The organism is Acinetobacter sp. CE-15 (assembly GCF_051059255.1).
In the GTDB taxonomy this organism is placed as follows: Bacteria; Pseudomonadota; Gammaproteobacteria; order Pseudomonadales; family Moraxellaceae; genus Acinetobacter; species Acinetobacter guillouiae.
Window position 1 is genome coordinate 700,128 of the sequence record NZ_CP192737.1, and the last position, 14,203, is coordinate 714,330.

16 protein-coding genes are annotated in these 14,203 nt (G+C 39.6%); 11 read left to right on the top strand and 5 right to left on the bottom strand.

The features are described from left to right. Positions 1 to 129 precede the first annotated feature (129 nt). Positions 130 to 1,164, top strand: a complete 1,035-nt coding sequence (locus ACQ7EO_RS03305; protein ID WP_419315422.1) for an AraC family transcriptional regulator — start codon at positions 130 to 132, stop codon at positions 1,162 to 1,164. A 159-nt stretch (positions 1,165 to 1,323) separates the two neighbouring features. Here ACQ7EO_RS03305 and ACQ7EO_RS03310 read toward each other — a convergent pair whose 3' ends face one another. Continuing rightward, positions 1,324 to 2,655, bottom strand: a complete 1,332-nt coding sequence (locus ACQ7EO_RS03310; RefSeq protein WP_434278875.1) for a Na+/H+ antiporter NhaC family protein — start codon at positions 2,653 to 2,655, stop codon at positions 1,324 to 1,326. 421 nt (positions 2,656 to 3,076) lie between these two features. Here ACQ7EO_RS03310 and trpA point away from each other — a divergent pair, with 421 nt between their 5' ends. The 4 genes from trpA to ACQ7EO_RS03330 are packed head-to-tail and all read left to right on the top strand — an operon-like array spanning position 3,077 to position 7,060. Continuing rightward, positions 3,077 to 3,880 carry a tryptophan synthase subunit alpha gene (gene trpA, locus ACQ7EO_RS03315; protein WP_434278876.1) on the top strand — a complete coding sequence of 268 codons (804 nt, stop codon included), beginning with the start codon at positions 3,077 to 3,079 and terminating at the stop codon, positions 3,878 to 3,880. After that, positions 3,877 to 4,773, top strand: a complete 897-nt coding sequence (accD, locus tag ACQ7EO_RS03320) for an acetyl-CoA carboxylase, carboxyltransferase subunit beta (protein WP_004723984.1) — start codon at positions 3,877 to 3,879, stop codon at positions 4,771 to 4,773. Before trpA ends, accD begins: the two co-directional genes overlap by 4 nt. Then, positions 4,770 to 6,059: a bifunctional tetrahydrofolate synthase/dihydrofolate synthase gene (gene folC, locus ACQ7EO_RS03325; RefSeq protein WP_434278877.1), complete on the top strand. Its 1,290-nt coding sequence runs from the start codon at positions 4,770 to 4,772 to the stop codon at positions 6,057 to 6,059. The genes accD and folC overlap by 4 nt, the downstream gene beginning before the upstream one ends. Continuing rightward, positions 6,050 to 7,060 (top strand): SPOR domain-containing protein, encoded by a 1,011-nt coding sequence (locus tag ACQ7EO_RS03330; protein ID WP_434278878.1) that lies wholly within the window; start codon positions 6,050 to 6,052, stop codon positions 7,058 to 7,060. Before folC ends, ACQ7EO_RS03330 begins: the two co-directional genes overlap by 10 nt. A 10-nt stretch (positions 7,061 to 7,070) precedes the next feature. Here ACQ7EO_RS03330 and ACQ7EO_RS03335 read toward each other — a convergent pair whose 3' ends face one another. From ACQ7EO_RS03335 to ACQ7EO_RS03350, 4 genes are all read right to left on the bottom strand, one after another. Next, the gene (locus ACQ7EO_RS03335; RefSeq protein ID WP_434278879.1) at positions 7,071 to 7,676 is read right to left on the bottom strand and encodes a dual specificity protein phosphatase family protein; all 606 of its coding nucleotides are present in this window, start codon (positions 7,674 to 7,676) and stop codon (positions 7,071 to 7,073) included. Next, positions 7,669 to 8,487, bottom strand: coding sequence for an MBL fold metallo-hydrolase (locus ACQ7EO_RS03340; protein WP_434278880.1), 819 nt, complete (start codon positions 8,485 to 8,487; stop codon positions 7,669 to 7,671). Before ACQ7EO_RS03340 ends, ACQ7EO_RS03335 begins: the two co-directional genes overlap by 8 nt. Positions 8,488 to 8,730: 243 nt before the next feature. Continuing rightward, a complete protein-coding gene (locus tag ACQ7EO_RS03345) occupies positions 8,731 to 9,348 on the bottom strand; it encodes an L-threonylcarbamoyladenylate synthase (protein WP_004817743.1) in 618 nt (205 codons plus the stop codon). A gap of 84 nt (positions 9,349 to 9,432) precedes the next feature. Further along, positions 9,433 to 10,095, bottom strand: coding sequence for an elongation factor P hydroxylase (locus tag ACQ7EO_RS03350; protein WP_434278881.1), 663 nt, complete (start codon positions 10,093 to 10,095; stop codon positions 9,433 to 9,435). 97 nt (positions 10,096 to 10,192) lie between these two features. Here ACQ7EO_RS03350 and ACQ7EO_RS03355 point away from each other — a divergent pair, with 97 nt between their 5' ends. From ACQ7EO_RS03355 to lysM, 6 genes are all read left to right on the top strand, one after another. Further along, entirely contained in the window at positions 10,193 to 10,756 is a 564-nt protein-coding gene (locus tag ACQ7EO_RS03355) for a YceD family protein (protein ID WP_004723966.1), read from the top strand. Between the two features lie 74 nt (positions 10,757 to 10,830). Beyond that, a complete protein-coding gene (gene rpmF, locus ACQ7EO_RS03360; RefSeq protein ID WP_004723964.1) occupies positions 10,831 to 11,016 on the top strand; it encodes a 50S ribosomal protein L32 in 186 nt (61 codons plus the stop codon). A gap of 166 nt (positions 11,017 to 11,182) precedes the next feature. Next, positions 11,183 to 12,169, top strand: a complete 987-nt coding sequence (gene fabD, locus ACQ7EO_RS03365; RefSeq protein WP_154130636.1) for an ACP S-malonyltransferase — start codon at positions 11,183 to 11,185, stop codon at positions 12,167 to 12,169. Continuing rightward, positions 12,166 to 12,900 (top strand): 3-oxoacyl-ACP reductase FabG, encoded by a 735-nt coding sequence (gene fabG, locus ACQ7EO_RS03370; protein WP_262086885.1) that lies wholly within the window; start codon positions 12,166 to 12,168, stop codon positions 12,898 to 12,900. Before fabD ends, fabG begins: the two co-directional genes overlap by 4 nt. A gap of 86 nt (positions 12,901 to 12,986) precedes the next feature. Next, positions 12,987 to 13,223, top strand: a complete 237-nt coding sequence (gene acpP, locus ACQ7EO_RS03375; protein WP_004723957.1) for an acyl carrier protein — start codon at positions 12,987 to 12,989, stop codon at positions 13,221 to 13,223. A 300-nt stretch (positions 13,224 to 13,523) separates the two neighbouring features. Beyond that, positions 13,524 to 13,997, top strand: a complete 474-nt coding sequence (gene lysM, locus ACQ7EO_RS03380; RefSeq protein ID WP_004817740.1) for a peptidoglycan-binding protein LysM — start codon at positions 13,524 to 13,526, stop codon at positions 13,995 to 13,997. Positions 13,998 to 14,203 lie beyond the last annotated feature (206 nt).

Below are 14,203 nucleotides of genomic sequence, written 5' to 3' on the forward strand. Positions count from 1 at the left end.
TGATTTCAGTATGTCGGGATTTTGCAAGTTTGTTTTGACAGATATTGCCATTTTTTATACATTTTACGACAAAATGAAAATTTGCAATGTCAATTTTCTAAGTTAAAGGATTAAAAAGAGTGCAAGACGATGCAGGAATTACAGATCCCAAATGGTTATTTTCATCTCTGGCAGATGTATCTGTCTGAACGAGGGATTGATCTTGCGACGCTTGATTTCTTACAAGTGGATGAAAAAAAACATTTAATTGGAATTTTGTCACAGCCGATTGATACACAATCTTCCTATTTCTTCTTTCATCAACTGATTGAAAAAACCAAACAAGCGCTAGATTGCCCTCAGATCGTTTTTGAAATGGCAGAATATGTGCGACCTGAGCATTTTGGTGTTTTGGGCTATATGGCATCACGAAGTACAACCGTGGCAGAAGCTTTACAAAATATTATGCGCTTTAGCCGTTTGGTGATTGATGGTGACGAAGTTATTCCAATGCAAATGCAGCTCAAGGGAGAATATGTACATTTAATTTGGCCCTTTCATCATGAAAAATATATTCTTATTAATGAATTTACCAATGCGTTAATGATGCATCTCGCGCGTAAAATTGTACCGCCAAATCAATTTCCATTGCATGCGGTGCATTTTGCTCATGCACCACAGATGGCAATCTATCATTATCAAAAGTTCTACGGCTGTGAAGTCTCTTTCCATCAACCGCAATATAGTTTTGTCTTAGCCTCAGCAGGTTTAAATTTAAAAATCCAACAGGCAGATCCATCCTTAATGCAGCTTTTGGTCAAACAAGCAGAGGAGGCTATTGCGTCTAAACCTCGCTATGAAACCATTGCTCAACGCTTACATTTGATTGTGGCAGAATATTTAAAGTTAAAACAACACGCCCCAAAAATCGAAGAACTTACTCAAGAACTTCATATATCCACACGGACTTTACAACGACAGTTAAGTGACTTACAGACATCGTTTAAAAAAATTGTAGAGATTGAACGGATGAAGCGTTGTGAGTTTTTATTGGAAAGCCACATGCCGTTCAGTGAAATAGCGATGCAGTTAGGTTATTCAGATCAGTCAGCTTTAACCAGAGCATATAAGGCCTTTAGTGGGCAGACCCTGCTCGAGAAAAAACAACAGTTGAAGTCATTGTGAAAAACCAGTGCAAACAAAGTATGCTTAAAAAGCCAAGCACTTAGATAGCATCGCTGCTATCTAAGTGCTTAGTACGATTGTGATTTTTTAATTTATGCTCAAAACACAGGTTGATCTGATTGTTGAATTGGTTTTTTAAAACCATGATTCAGCATGATTTCAAGTTGTCTTTAACTTGGGAAATCTAAATACGATTGCCAAGACTGCAAATATTGCCAATACCCAACAATAGTAAATCGAACCAATCAGCTCAACAGGGGACAGTTTGGCAATTGAGCATGCAAGTAATAGTTGTGCACCGTATGGAATCAAGCCCTGAACCACACAAGAGAAAATATCCATAAATGCGGCTGCACGTTTGGGATCAACAGCATATTCTTTGGCAACTTCTCGTGCCATGTCTCCAGATAAGATGATGGCAACCGTATTATTTGCGACAAACACATTTGAGAAAACCACAAGGAAACTAATTCCAATTTCTCCCGCACGTTGTTGACCGATTTTAAATCGACGAGTTAAGGCATAAATACGTTGAATTAACCATTCTAAACCGCCTTCTTTTTGCATAATGGCAGATAAACCACCTAAGAACATAGAAAGTAAGGCAACCTCAAACATACCCACAAAGCCATCATAAATAGCGGAATTGTATTTAAGTAGGGTAAATTCAGGATTTTCAATGATGCCAAGACAACCTGAAAGTACTATTCCGATAGTCAGTACTGCAAGTACATGTAAACGTGTAAATGCTAAAAAGAACACGATTACATAAGGCAAAATAAGCCATAAGTTATAGTTTTTATATTCAATAGTTTGTGCATGATGACTGGTCAAAATGTAAACCAATATAGTGATAATCGCAGCAGGCAGTGCAATCCAGATATTCACTCGAAATTTATCACGCAGTTCTACATTTAGACTTCGAGTTGCTGCAATAGTGGTGTCTGAAATCATGGATAAGTTATCACCAAACATTGCCCCACTGACCACAGCACCAATTGCATAAATGGGCTGAATATCCGTTGCTTGAGAAAAACCAAAAGCAATCGGCGCACATGCAGCAATGGTTCCCATCGATGTTCCCATTGCTGTGGCAATAAAGGCGGAAATGATGAAAAGCATCGGCAGGACAAATTCAGATGGAATAATTGATAAACCAAATTGAACAGTGCAGTCCACACTACCGATGGCACTGGTTACGCTGGCAAAGGCACCTGCAAGCATAAAGACCATAAACATCAAAATTAAATTGGGATGGCTTGCACCATGCAAAAATGTTTCTATAGCGGCATTGATTTTCCCTCTATATAGCAGGATGGCTAAAATAATTGCAGGAAGAGCAGCAATAGGGGCTTTCACTTGATAAAAAGCAAACTCAGTACCAATGATCGTGTGATAAATACCACTGCCTAAAAAAATGGCTAAAAAAACAATAAGCGGCAAGAGCGCAAGCACGCTGGCTTGCACTTTAGCCTGAGAATGTGTGGTCATAAGAGGAGATAAAAAATCAGAATCCTGACTAGTATAAACAGCTTTTGCAATTTCTGAAAAATAATTAAGTGATGTAGGTGATAGGGTGTTTGGCTGTAGAGTGATGATTTAACTTTATTTTTTACTCATAATGATATTTTTTTACAAGCTTGAAAATAGGTAGCTTTGATCATTGTCCTCAACTTGAAAATAGCGCTAAATGTATCCATGGGTTGTTTTATTATTTGTGATATAAAACAAGATACGCGAGAGCGACTATGTGACTCTATCCTTTGAGTAAAAAATAGCGTTACAATGCAGTGTCTTGTATTTATACATTTGGATGATTAAACCGTAAATAAATCCATTTTGAATTTATTTACTGGTGTTTAATGATCTAAAAACTCCTCAAGTTTGAACAATTCAAGGAATGTACAATCCTATGTCACGTTTAGCCACTCGTTTTGCACAGCTTAAATCTCAACAGCGTAAGGCTTTGGTTTCTTATGTTATGGCGGGTGATCCTCAACCACATGTAACCGTACCATTGTTACATCAAATGGTTGCAGCAGGCGTAGACGTAGTTGAACTTGGATTGCCATTTTCCGATCCTATGGCAGATGGTCCAGTGATTGCACTTGCAGCAGAGCGCGCTTTAGCTGCGGGTACCAATACCTTTGATGCCTTGAATATGGTTAAAGAATTTCGCCAAAAAGACACAACAACGCCAGTTGTTTTAATGGGGTATTTAAACCCTGTTGAAGTGATTGGTTATGAAAAGTTTGTGGCTTATGCGAATGACTGTGGTGTTGATGGTGTACTTCTTGTGGATTTACCACCTGAAGAAGCACAAGGTTTAGATGAAGTATTGCAAAAGTACAATATGGATCAAATCTTCTTGCTTGCACCAACCTCTACCGATGAACGTATTCAGCATGTAGTGAAACAAGCAAGTGGCTTTATTTACTATGTGTCTCTAAAAGGCGTAACGGGTGCAGCAACATTGGATACAACGGAAGTTGCAGCACGTATTGAAAAAATCAAAACCTTTACCGATATTCCAGTTGGGGTAGGTTTTGGGATTAGTGATGCCGCTTCTGCAAAAGCAGTAGGTCAAGTTGCTGATGCAGTGATTGTCGGAAGTGCTTTTGTCAAACCATTTGCAAATCTTGCACCAGAACAAGCTGTTGAAGCAGCAGTGAATAAAGTCAAGGAGCTTCGAGCCGCGCTCGATGAGTTAGTATGAATCAAGAAGTGAAATCAGGGAAAATCCTCAGCGCAACAACGCCGTGGACAGATCGTACAGTTCCAGGCATTCATATGCCTGACCAACAACAAACACTCAAAGCGACGTTTACAGAACCAACCATTGAGTGCCCTGAATGTCATGCACTCGTGACTCGTACTGCAATGTCTTTCAATGCTTATGTTTGTCCATCATGCGATGAACATTTGAAAATGAAAGCACGTGATCGTTTAAATTGGTTTTTTGATAATGTGACCACTGAACTCGGTCAAGAATTTGCTGCAAAAGATCCTTTACATTTTGTAGACAGCAAGCCTTATCCAGAGCGTATTAAAGAAGCGCAGGAAAAAACAGGTGAAACTGAAGCCCTTGTAGTGATGCAAGGTCAAGTTAAAAATATTGCAATGGTTGCATGCGCATTTGAATTCGACTTTATGGCTGGATCAATGGGTACTGTGGTCGGTGACCGTTTTGTACAAGCTGCTGAAAAAGCAATTAAAGACAAGCAACCACTGATTTGTTTTGCTGCTTCAGGTGGTGCTCGTATGCAGGAAGGCATGTTGTCTTTGATGCAAATGGCGCGTACCTCTGCGGCGATTCAAAAAATCAAAGATGCACATCTTCCGTATATCGTGGTATTAACCCATCCAGTGTATGGTGGTGTAACAGCATCATTGGCGATGTTAGGTGATGTACATATTGCTGAACCTAAAGCGATGATCGGTTTCGCGGGTAAACGTGTGATTGAACAAACAGTACGTGAGAAGCTGGAAGAACCGTTCCAACGTGCGGAATTTTTGCTTGATCATGGTGTAATCGATCAAATTGTTCATCGTCACGCATTACGTGATACTGTATATCGTATTGTAGCGAAACTGATGAATTTGCCTTGAACAACCAAACAGCACCTTTAAATACTGATGATTTACAAACATGGCTCGATTATTGGAGCCATGTTCACGTTACAGGGATTGATTTAGGCTTAGAGCGCGTGATTCCTGTGGCAGAACAACTCGGGGTGATTAACCCTAAAGCCAAAGTGATTACCGTTGCTGGAACAAATGGCAAAGGTTCAACCACAACAACTCTCGCTGCGATTTTGAATGCGCAAGGGTTGAATGTTGGTTTATACCAGTCTCCACATATTTATCGTTTTAATGAACGGGTTAAGCTGGCTGGACAAGAAGTTAATGATCAAACTTTGATTGATGCTTTTGTTGCGGTTGATCAAGCCCGCCGTATTTGTAACTTATCTTTATCTTTTTTTGAAGCCACGACTTTGGCTGCATTTGTTATTTTTAAACAAAAACAATGTGATGTTTGGGTACTTGAAGTCGGTCTTGGTGGTCGTTTGGATGTGGTCAATGTGATTGATCCAGATGTGGCTGTGATTACCAATATTGGTTTAGATCATACCGATTGGCTTGGCGATACGATTGAAAAAATAGCTTTTGAAAAAGCCGGTATTATCCGAGCAAATATCCCTGTCATTTTTGCCGGCGCACAAGATATACCACAAGCGATACAACATAAAGTACAAGAAACCAATGCTACGCTATATGCGTTAAATCATGATTATTTTTATGATAGCTCAGAAGATGGTCAATCTTGGAATTTTGCAAGCTCAGGAACGACATTAAAACTTCCTTTGGGACACTTGGCACTGGAAAATATTTCTGCGGCTGTTGCTGCAATTTTGGTAAGCGGTTTAACGGTTTCACAACAGGCAATTTCGCAAGGTATTCAGAACGCACAGTTGTCAGGGCGCTTTGAAATTAGAAAAATACACGATAAAACAGTAATTTTTGATGCGGGACACAATCCGCATGGTGTAGAATTTTTGTTAAAGCAATTGCGAAAATTCCTAGAATACAATAAACAGTACACAGAAGTTGTCTCTGTTTTTTCAATGTTGTCCGACAAAGATGTAGATTCTGTGGTCAAGTTGTTGAAAAATACTGTATTAAAGTGGAAAATTGCACCATTAACTGTGCCTCGTGCGGCATCATTGGAACAATTACAAACTGCTTTACAGCATGAGACAGTTGAACAGTTTGATTGTGTACAAGCAGCATTTCAATCAGCGCTTGCAGAAACCAATAATAATCAGCTGATTTTGGTGTGTGGTTCATTCCATACCTTAGAAGCGGTCTGGGAGTATTTAGACGAATGTCAATGAATAACAAACAACGCTGGATGGGTGGTGTTGTTTTATTAAGTGGTGGTGTTCTATTGGCGGCATTGCTTCTAAAAGGTAAAGAAGAAATCCACCAAAGCCAAGTAGAGACACAGCCGACAAGCCAAGCTCAGCAAAATAAAGCGACACCTGCAGGTGAGCCTGTACAATTGCAGCCATTGACTGTCGATGTTGCGACTGAAAAACGTCTGTTAGAAGAGCAGAAGCGTGCCCGTGAAAAAGCGGTTGCTGAACAAGAAGCAAAAGCAGCAGATTTTTTACGTACGCAACAACAGGCAGAAGCAGATGCTGCACGTAAAGCAGCTGAAGAGTATGCCGCTGCAAATGCAAGACGTGGTGCAGCTGCTGCGGCAGCACAGGAAGGGGCAGATATTCCTCCTGAGCTGGTACAGGATGAAAAAGCCAAAGCACAACAGAAAGCAGCAGAGCAGAAAAAACTTGAACAGCAAGATGCTCAATTAAAGCAAAAAGCTGATGCTGAAAAAAAGTTAGCTGAGCAGAAGCGTCAAGCTACCGCAGAAGCAGATAAAAAAGCCGCTGAAGAAAAGAAACGTAAATTAGAAGAACAACAAAAAGCAGATGAAAAACGTAAGCTAGATGCGGAAAAGAAAGCCGCTGCTGAGAAAAAGCAAGCGGAAGACAAGAAAGCAGAAGCGGATAAAAAGCACAAAGCACAAGAAGAAGCAAAGAAAAAAGCGGAAGCTGAAAAAGCACGTGATTTGCTTGAAAATGGTGATAAGCAATGGATGGTACAAGTTGCGCTTGCCGCCAATGAAGCCAATGCAGATGCTGTCGCTGCTAAACTACGTGCCAAGGGCTACAAAGTGACTAAGAGTCCAACCTCAAAAGGTATTCGTATTATGGTTGGACCATCGAAAGATCGAGAGACTGCGGATTCAGCACGTAAGAAGATCAATTCTGATGCGAGTCTAGGCATGAAGTCGGCTTGGGTAATCGAGTGGGTACCTCTAGATCGACGTTAAACGCTATGAGTTAGGTATTTGTGGTTAAAGATGGATTCGCGAGCTGCTCACGGATCCATTTTATATTTTCAGGGGTAAAAAGTTTTTCAATATTGCCCCAGATTGGATGAAAGCCATAACCGCCATGCTTCATTTCATTTAAAGCATCATTCACAGACCAGTTCTCAAAAATAATTCGGTACATTGCAACACTTGCCCCAGTACGATCAGAACCGTGATAGCAATGGATTAAAACCTTCTGGTTGTGGGCTTTTGCGATTTGAATTGTTTTCATGATATTGAGTAGATCATGACGATCAATTGCCCAAGTATTGATCGGGATATGAACCAATTGAAAGTTCTGTTTTGAAAAGACGGTTTTATCTTTATTGCGACTTCTTAAATTAATTACCATATCAATTTGATTGGTTTTTAACTCAGGAATAAGTTCAGCACTGGGTTGTTCACTGCGAAAAACGGTGTCACTGATCCGATAAAAATTATACTGTGGAGCAACGATGGTTCCCCATTGTTTTGGGCGCTCATGATCTGGAAGTGCAGCAGTTGTCATACATGCTGAAAGCTGTACGCTGAGTGCGAAGATAGTGGTATAACGTAATAATTGAGATTTAAGCATGTTTTAAATATCGGTCTAGTTCAACAGGATCGTGGGCACAGATAATTTCAATTTTTGCTTCATTCTGTGCAAGCAGTTGCAGTTGTGATAATGTTTTTAAGCGCAATGTATTATCTTCCGCTAGGAGATATTCAATTTTGTCGAGCGCGCGTAATTTATTCTTAGGGTTGAGTTCTAGATGATTAAAATAAGCATCGCCACAGAACAATAACCATCTATCTTGTTGTTTGATCGCTATACCGCAATGCCCTACAGTATGACCGACTAAAGGAATCAATAAAATTTCATCATTGAAAATATTAAAACCTTGAACTTTTTGGAAGTTAAACCATGCTTCGCCATTTTTAGGTTCAAGAAAATTCCAGTAACGATGATTTTTAAATTGTTGTGGTCGATAACGCAATTTATTCATGACTGAAAGTTTTTGTGCTGCATTAAACTCATTAGATAAGATGTGCACCGTGGCATTGGGAAAGTCTGAAATACCACCTGCATGATCTAAGTCTAAATGACTGACCAAAATATGTTGAACATCGGATGGTTTAAAACCCAATTGTTGAATTTGAGAAATGGCTGTGAGATTGAAATCAGCTTGTATGCCACTGATTTTAGTAAAAGCTTTACCTAAACGGGTTTGTGGATGTAGGTAGTCTTGCATCCCAAAACCGGTATCGACCAATACAAGACCTTTGTCTGTTTCAATCAATAGGCAATGGCACACCATTTTGCCATACAAACCTTTTTGTCCGTATAGTGGTGCACACATCGGACACATGGTTCCACAATGTAAATGATGTACCTTATAAATCATAATTAAGCATTTGTTTTTAGGATTGTGCTTTGTTTATAAACTGAATTGAGAAAAATACCAATCTAAAAATGATAGAGTTATGGTAATTCAATTATTCATGTTGAAATTAGGGGGAGCAGTTAAAGTTTTAAAATATGATATTTAGAAACTTTAACTTTATCAAGTTAAAACAAAGTATTGATTAACTCGGTGTAATTTGAGCTGATACTTTTGGATCTAATCTAAGGAAAAGTAAATAAGCGCTTATTCAAAAGCGCTTACATCACCTACACCACGACGGATAATTTCAGGGTTCGCTCCTGATAAATCAACGATACTGGTGGTGGTTAAGGTACCTAAACCACTGTCAATAAACACATCAATACGTTTTTCCAATAATTGTTCAATATCGTAGGGATCATCCATTGGTGCATCTTGACCAGGTAAAATCAAAGTACTGGTTAGTAAGGGTTCTCCCAACTCTTTTAATAGCATCTGACAGACGGGATTACTTGGAACACGTAAGCCGATGGTTTTTTTCTTGGGATGCATCAAGCGTCGTGGAACTTCACTGGTTGCGGGTAAAATATATGTGGTTACGGCTGGGGTATTGGCTTTAAGTAGACGATACATTGCATTGTCTACTTTGGCATAGGTTGCAATATCAGATAAATCTGCACAGATAATCGCGTATTGATGCTTTGCCCCTAGACCACGGATCTGAGCAATACGCTCCATTGCACTTTTATTTCCAATCTGACAGCCGATTGCATACGCTGCATCAGTTGGGTAAACCACAACATCACCTGCTCGAATTCTTTCGACTGCTTGGCTGATTAAACGTGGTTGAGGATTGTCAGGATGTACTCTTAAATGCAGCATATTTATTCTCCTGATTTATTGTTAATTCAATTATTACTTGGGAAAGTAAATCGTTGCAATCAATGTTTTAAAAAAATTACGGGTTTAATCAAGATCGTTACGATTAAATTCAGTGCTTTGTAATGTTTTGCCACCTCGAGTACATAGACAAATACACTGAATGAAGTGTTTTGCATCGCGTGGAAGTTTGGCTTTACCCGAAAAAAAATCCTGAACTTGTGCATAAACACTGTCTTTAAATGTCGAGCCGTCACCACCTTCACCAGTCAGATTATCCAGCGAAACTCGAAATTTTCGTCCAAATGCTTTGGAAAATAACCATTCAATGGCTTGAGGCTTGATTTCAACCTGCTCAAATAAGGCTTGTTGTTCAGCTGTACGACCATCGGGTGCATACCAATAACCGAGATCAGGCAATAAACGGCGTTGTTCTCCGGCAATGCTCCAATGACTGATTTCATGAAGAGCGCTGTTGAAAAAACCATGTGCAAACTGAATACGGGCAGGGTTGTGTTCGCTAGCAGGGAAATACTCTGGTTCAAAATCACCACGAACAAGCGTCACATTTAGGTGGGAAAACCAGTGATTAAAGTGTAAGATAAGCCAATCAACGTGTTGCACTTCTGTTTGTAAGTTAGCCCATGATAAGCGTTGCACATCGGCGGCTTGCAATGTGTTTTTAGAAGTTGAATGCGTATTGAATTGTAATGAAGTAGTGACTTCAGGTTGCGGCTGCAACTGATGCATGGCTTGTATTACTCAAGAGATCTGTCTAAATAAGTACAAAATTGTATCTTAATCTTTGACAGAGTACCTATGAATTTGTAGAATTGCCGCCTTAATTATGTCAGCAAATACCTTTCCGGCACAGATAGAGCCGTTTAAATGGGCTGAACAAGGCTTTACATGGTCAGGTACCCTGCCATTGTCTCGCTTTGTTCGTATTTCCCGTGAAGCTGTTGGATCAATTGATGATCAATTGATCAATATAGACTGTAAGCTATCAATGGATGCGTATCATCGTATTGTTTGGCTAGATGGTCATGTAGATACTAAAGTTCCAATGGAATGTCAGCGTTGTCTGGATTCTGTTGAAATTACACTAGTTTCTGACTTCCATTTGGCTTTAATAGATGATGAGTCACTGATAGAGCGCTTGGATGAGGATGCTGATTTCATCGTACTAGGTGAAAGTGAAGCAACAATTAAAGGGGATTATTTAACCAATACTCCTTCGACTGTTGATTTACTTGCACTTTTAGAAGATGAATTGTTATTGTTGATGCCTCTGTCTCCTAAGCATGACGCTTGTGAACATAAGCATCAACCAGCCGTTCAGGACACTGTTGAAGAAAAACGGGATAATCCGTTTGAAGTTTTGGCAGGTTTGAAGGGTAAACTTAACTAAATTTTGTGTTATACTGTTAAGTTAAGACAACCGAATTTGTTCTGATCCATTTTTTCGATTTGTAAGGAGCCATCATGGCCGTTCAGCAAAACCGTAAAAGTCGCTCTCGCCGTGACATGCGCCGTTCACATGACGCTTTAACCGAGAATGCATTAACTGTAGACCAAACTACTGGTGAAACTCACCGTCGTCACCACGTGACTAAAGATGGTTTCTACCGTGGTCGTCAATTATTCGCTAAAGCAGCTGATGCTGAATAATTGGTGAACTATTAAGCGCAAGCTTAGTAAAAAAATGGGAGCGAAAGCTCCCTTTTTTTGTTTTCAATGACTGGGTTTTTTGTTGTATTTCGCAATTAAATAAATTTTTTTTTAATGTAAAATTGCGCCATCGGAAACGATCAAGATTAAATAAGGGACTTTTTATATGTCTGCCAAACGACTCGAACAAGCAGCTCAAGCAACAAAAACTGCATTTTTGTTTCCAGGTCAAGGTTCACAAAAAGTGGGTATGCTTGCTGAACTTGCAGAACAGTTTAGTGGTGTACAAGAAACCTTTACTGAAGCATCAGATGCCATCGGTTTTGATTTATGGCACATTGCACAAAGCGGTGAAGGTTTAGATCAAACTGAAAATACTCAACCTGTTTTATTGACAGCAAGTATTGCTTTATGGCGTGTATGGTTAGATCTTGGTGGTGTTGCGCCAAAATACCTCGCAGGTCATTCATTAGGCGAATACAGTGCTTTAGTTGCTGCAGAGTCGATGACTTTGGCAGATGCAGTCAAGTTGGTAAATTTACGCGGTAAATTGATGCAAAGTGCTGTGCCTCAGGGGCAAGGCGCGATGGCGGCTATTCTCGGTCTGGATGACGCGAAAGTACTTGAACTGTGCGAGCAAGCCAATGTGCAAGGCCGTGGTTCTGTTGAAGCTGCAAACTATAATGCACAAGGCCAAGTTGTTATCGCAGGTGATAAAACTCTAGTCGAAGCTGTCATGACCGTTGCCAAAGAAAACGGCGGTAAAGCAATTGCATTACCTGTATCTGTACCATCACATTGTTCTCTAATGAAACCTGCTGCCGAACAGTTTGCAGAAGCTTTGGAACAAACTGCCATTGAGCTACCAAGCATTCCTGTAATACAAAATGTCAATGCTGGAATCGCGACAGATACAAGCCAATTACGCTTAGCGTTAACAGCGCAATTGTATCAGTCAGTACAGTGGACTAAAACCATGCAATTCATCCAAGACCAAGGTATTCAGTATGTTGCTGAATGTGGTCCAGGTAATGTATTGGCGAATTTAGCAAAACGTTTACCAAATATCGAAAAAGCATTTCCACTCGATACACAAAGTCGTATGGAAGATGCACTGAATGCTATCTTAGTGGCTGAAGGGAAAATTGCATGACACAAGAACGCAAAGTCGCATTAGTGACAGGCGCGAGCCGAGGGATTGGTGCTGCCATCGCTCAGCAATTGATTCAAGACGGTTATTTTGTTGTAGGTACGGCAACATCAGCAGTGGGCGCAGAAAAACTTTCAACAGTTTTTGCTGAAAATGGTGCAGGTGCATTACTTGATGTACGTGATGGTGCTGCAATTGATGCATTGGTATCTGACATTGAACAAAAATATGGTTCAGTGATGATACTTGTGAACAATGCAGGGATTACCAAAGACAATTTATTGTTACGTATGTCTGAAGATGATTGGGACGATATTCTCAATATTCATCTTAAAGCTGTATTCCGCTTATCTAAACGTGTATTGAAAGGCATGACCAAAGCGCGCTTTGGACGCATTATCAATATCAGTTCTGTTGTTGCGCATTTTGCTAACCCAGGACAAGCCAACTATTCTGCTGCAAAAGCAGGGATTGAAGCTTTCAGTCGCAGTCTTGCAAAAGAAATGGGAAGCCGTCAGATTACAGTCAACTGTATTGCGCCTGGTTTTATCGCAACAGAAATGACTGAGCAGTTAAGTGAAGATATTCGCAAAAAAATGAGTGATCAAGTTGCGTTAAACCGATTTGGTCAACCAGAAGATATTGCAAATGCAGTAAGTTTTTTGGCTTCTGACAAAGCCAGTTACATTACAGGCACAGTATTACACGTAAATGGTGGTTTATACATGGCGTAATGCGATGTATAAACTTTGAAAAAAGTAAATATTCAATTAAACTATCAGGCAATTAAAAGCCGCCACAAGCAATGAGGAGAATTCCTGTGAGCGATATCGAACAACGCATTAAACAAGCTGTTGCAGAACAATTAGGTATCAAAGCTGAAGAAATCAAAAACGAAGCATCTTTCATGGATGATTTGGGTGCTGATTCTCTAGACCTAGTAGAACTTGTTATGTCTTTCGAAAATGACTTCGACATCACTATTCCAGATGAAGATTCTAACGAAATCACAACTGTTCAATCAGCTATCGACTATGTAACTAAAAAACTTGGTTAATGTGTTGATTGTATAGCACGTTGTTGTTATACGTAAAAAGACCACCTTTAGGTGGTTTTTTTATGCCTGAATTTAGCTGTGTTGAGTGCATGCATGCTTGGCGATCCTTAACCTAAAAAAGCAATTAAATAAGTTTAAAATCAAAAACATTGGTTACATACCGTTACCTTTTTATCACCAATGACAACGCACACCCTGACGCTTTTTCGCTATAAAAATAGAGTTCTTAAATTTGTATAACAGTTCACAGTAATACATTCTCAGTAAAACAATTTTCAATAATGATATGGAGTACGACATATGGGTCTTTTTGATTTTATTAAAGGAATTGGCAAGAAAAATACTGCACCAGCTGAGCCACAAGCGGCACCAGCAACGCCAGCAGAACCATCTGCACAAGAAATTGCCAATAAGTTGTTGGGGCACATTAAAGCGTTAGGCTTGCCAGTAACAGGGCTTTCTGTAAGTTATAATAGTACTTCTGATTTGGCCACGATTCACGGTCAGGTACAAACTCAGGCTGATAAAGAGAAAATCATTCTTGCTGTGGGGAATATCGACCATGTGGCGCAAGTTGATGATCAAATGACAGTGGCAGCACCTGAGCCTGAAAGTAAGTTTTATACGGTTAAATCAGGTGATAATTTGTCTAAAATTTCAAAAGAATTTTATGGTGATGCCAACCAATATAATAAAATTTTTGAAGCGAACCGCCCATTGTTAAAAAATGCGGATGATATTTTCCCAGGACAAGTTTTACGTATTCCTGCATAACATTTGTTCGCTGATCTTTGATCATAAAAGGCACTTCGGTGCCTTTTCTATTTTTAAATGATTTTGTTTTTATTTTAGTATTTTATTATTTGACGTGTTTTGAAGGGTAAAAGTGTTTCGTTGCAATCAGTGGATCTTAAAAAAGACCACATCAAGTTTGGATGTGATCTTTTGAAGTTAGTTAGCTCTAATCTAAAAAAACAATA

What these genes read in the sequence shown, in the direction of transcription:
- ACQ7EO_RS03305 (WP_419315422.1), top strand. Translation starts at nt 130, where the DNA reads ATGCAGGAATTACAGATCCCAAATGGTTATTTTCATCTCTGGCAGATG.
- ACQ7EO_RS03310 (WP_434278875.1), bottom strand. Translation starts at nt 2,655, where the DNA reads ATGACCACACATTCTCAGGCTAAAGTGCAAGCCAGCGTGCTTGCGCTC.
- trpA (WP_434278876.1), top strand. Translation starts at nt 3,077, where the DNA reads ATGTCACGTTTAGCCACTCGTTTTGCACAGCTTAAATCTCAACAGCGT.
- accD (WP_004723984.1), top strand. Translation starts at nt 3,877, where the DNA reads ATGAATCAAGAAGTGAAATCAGGGAAAATCCTCAGCGCAACAACGCCG.
- ACQ7EO_RS03330 (WP_434278878.1), top strand. Translation starts at nt 6,050, where the DNA reads ATGTCAATGAATAACAAACAACGCTGGATGGGTGGTGTTGTTTTATTA.
- ACQ7EO_RS03335 (WP_434278879.1), bottom strand. Translation starts at nt 7,676, where the DNA reads ATGCTTAAATCTCAATTATTACGTTATACCACTATCTTCGCACTCAGC.
- ACQ7EO_RS03340 (WP_434278880.1), bottom strand. Translation starts at nt 8,487, where the DNA reads ATGATTTATAAGGTACATCATTTACATTGTGGAACCATGTGTCCGATG.
- ACQ7EO_RS03345 (WP_004817743.1), bottom strand. Translation starts at nt 9,348, where the DNA reads ATGCTGCATTTAAGAGTACATCCTGACAATCCTCAACCACGTTTAATC.
- ACQ7EO_RS03350 (WP_434278881.1), bottom strand. Translation starts at nt 10,095, where the DNA reads ATGCATCAGTTGCAGCCGCAACCTGAAGTCACTACTTCATTACAATTC.
- ACQ7EO_RS03355 (WP_004723966.1), top strand. Translation starts at nt 10,193, where the DNA reads ATGTCAGCAAATACCTTTCCGGCACAGATAGAGCCGTTTAAATGGGCT.
- rpmF (WP_004723964.1), top strand. Translation starts at nt 10,831, where the DNA reads ATGGCCGTTCAGCAAAACCGTAAAAGTCGCTCTCGCCGTGACATGCGC.
- fabD (WP_154130636.1), top strand. Translation starts at nt 11,183, where the DNA reads ATGTCTGCCAAACGACTCGAACAAGCAGCTCAAGCAACAAAAACTGCA.
- fabG (WP_262086885.1), top strand. Translation starts at nt 12,166, where the DNA reads ATGACACAAGAACGCAAAGTCGCATTAGTGACAGGCGCGAGCCGAGGG.
- lysM (WP_004817740.1), top strand. Translation starts at nt 13,524, where the DNA reads ATGGGTCTTTTTGATTTTATTAAAGGAATTGGCAAGAAAAATACTGCA.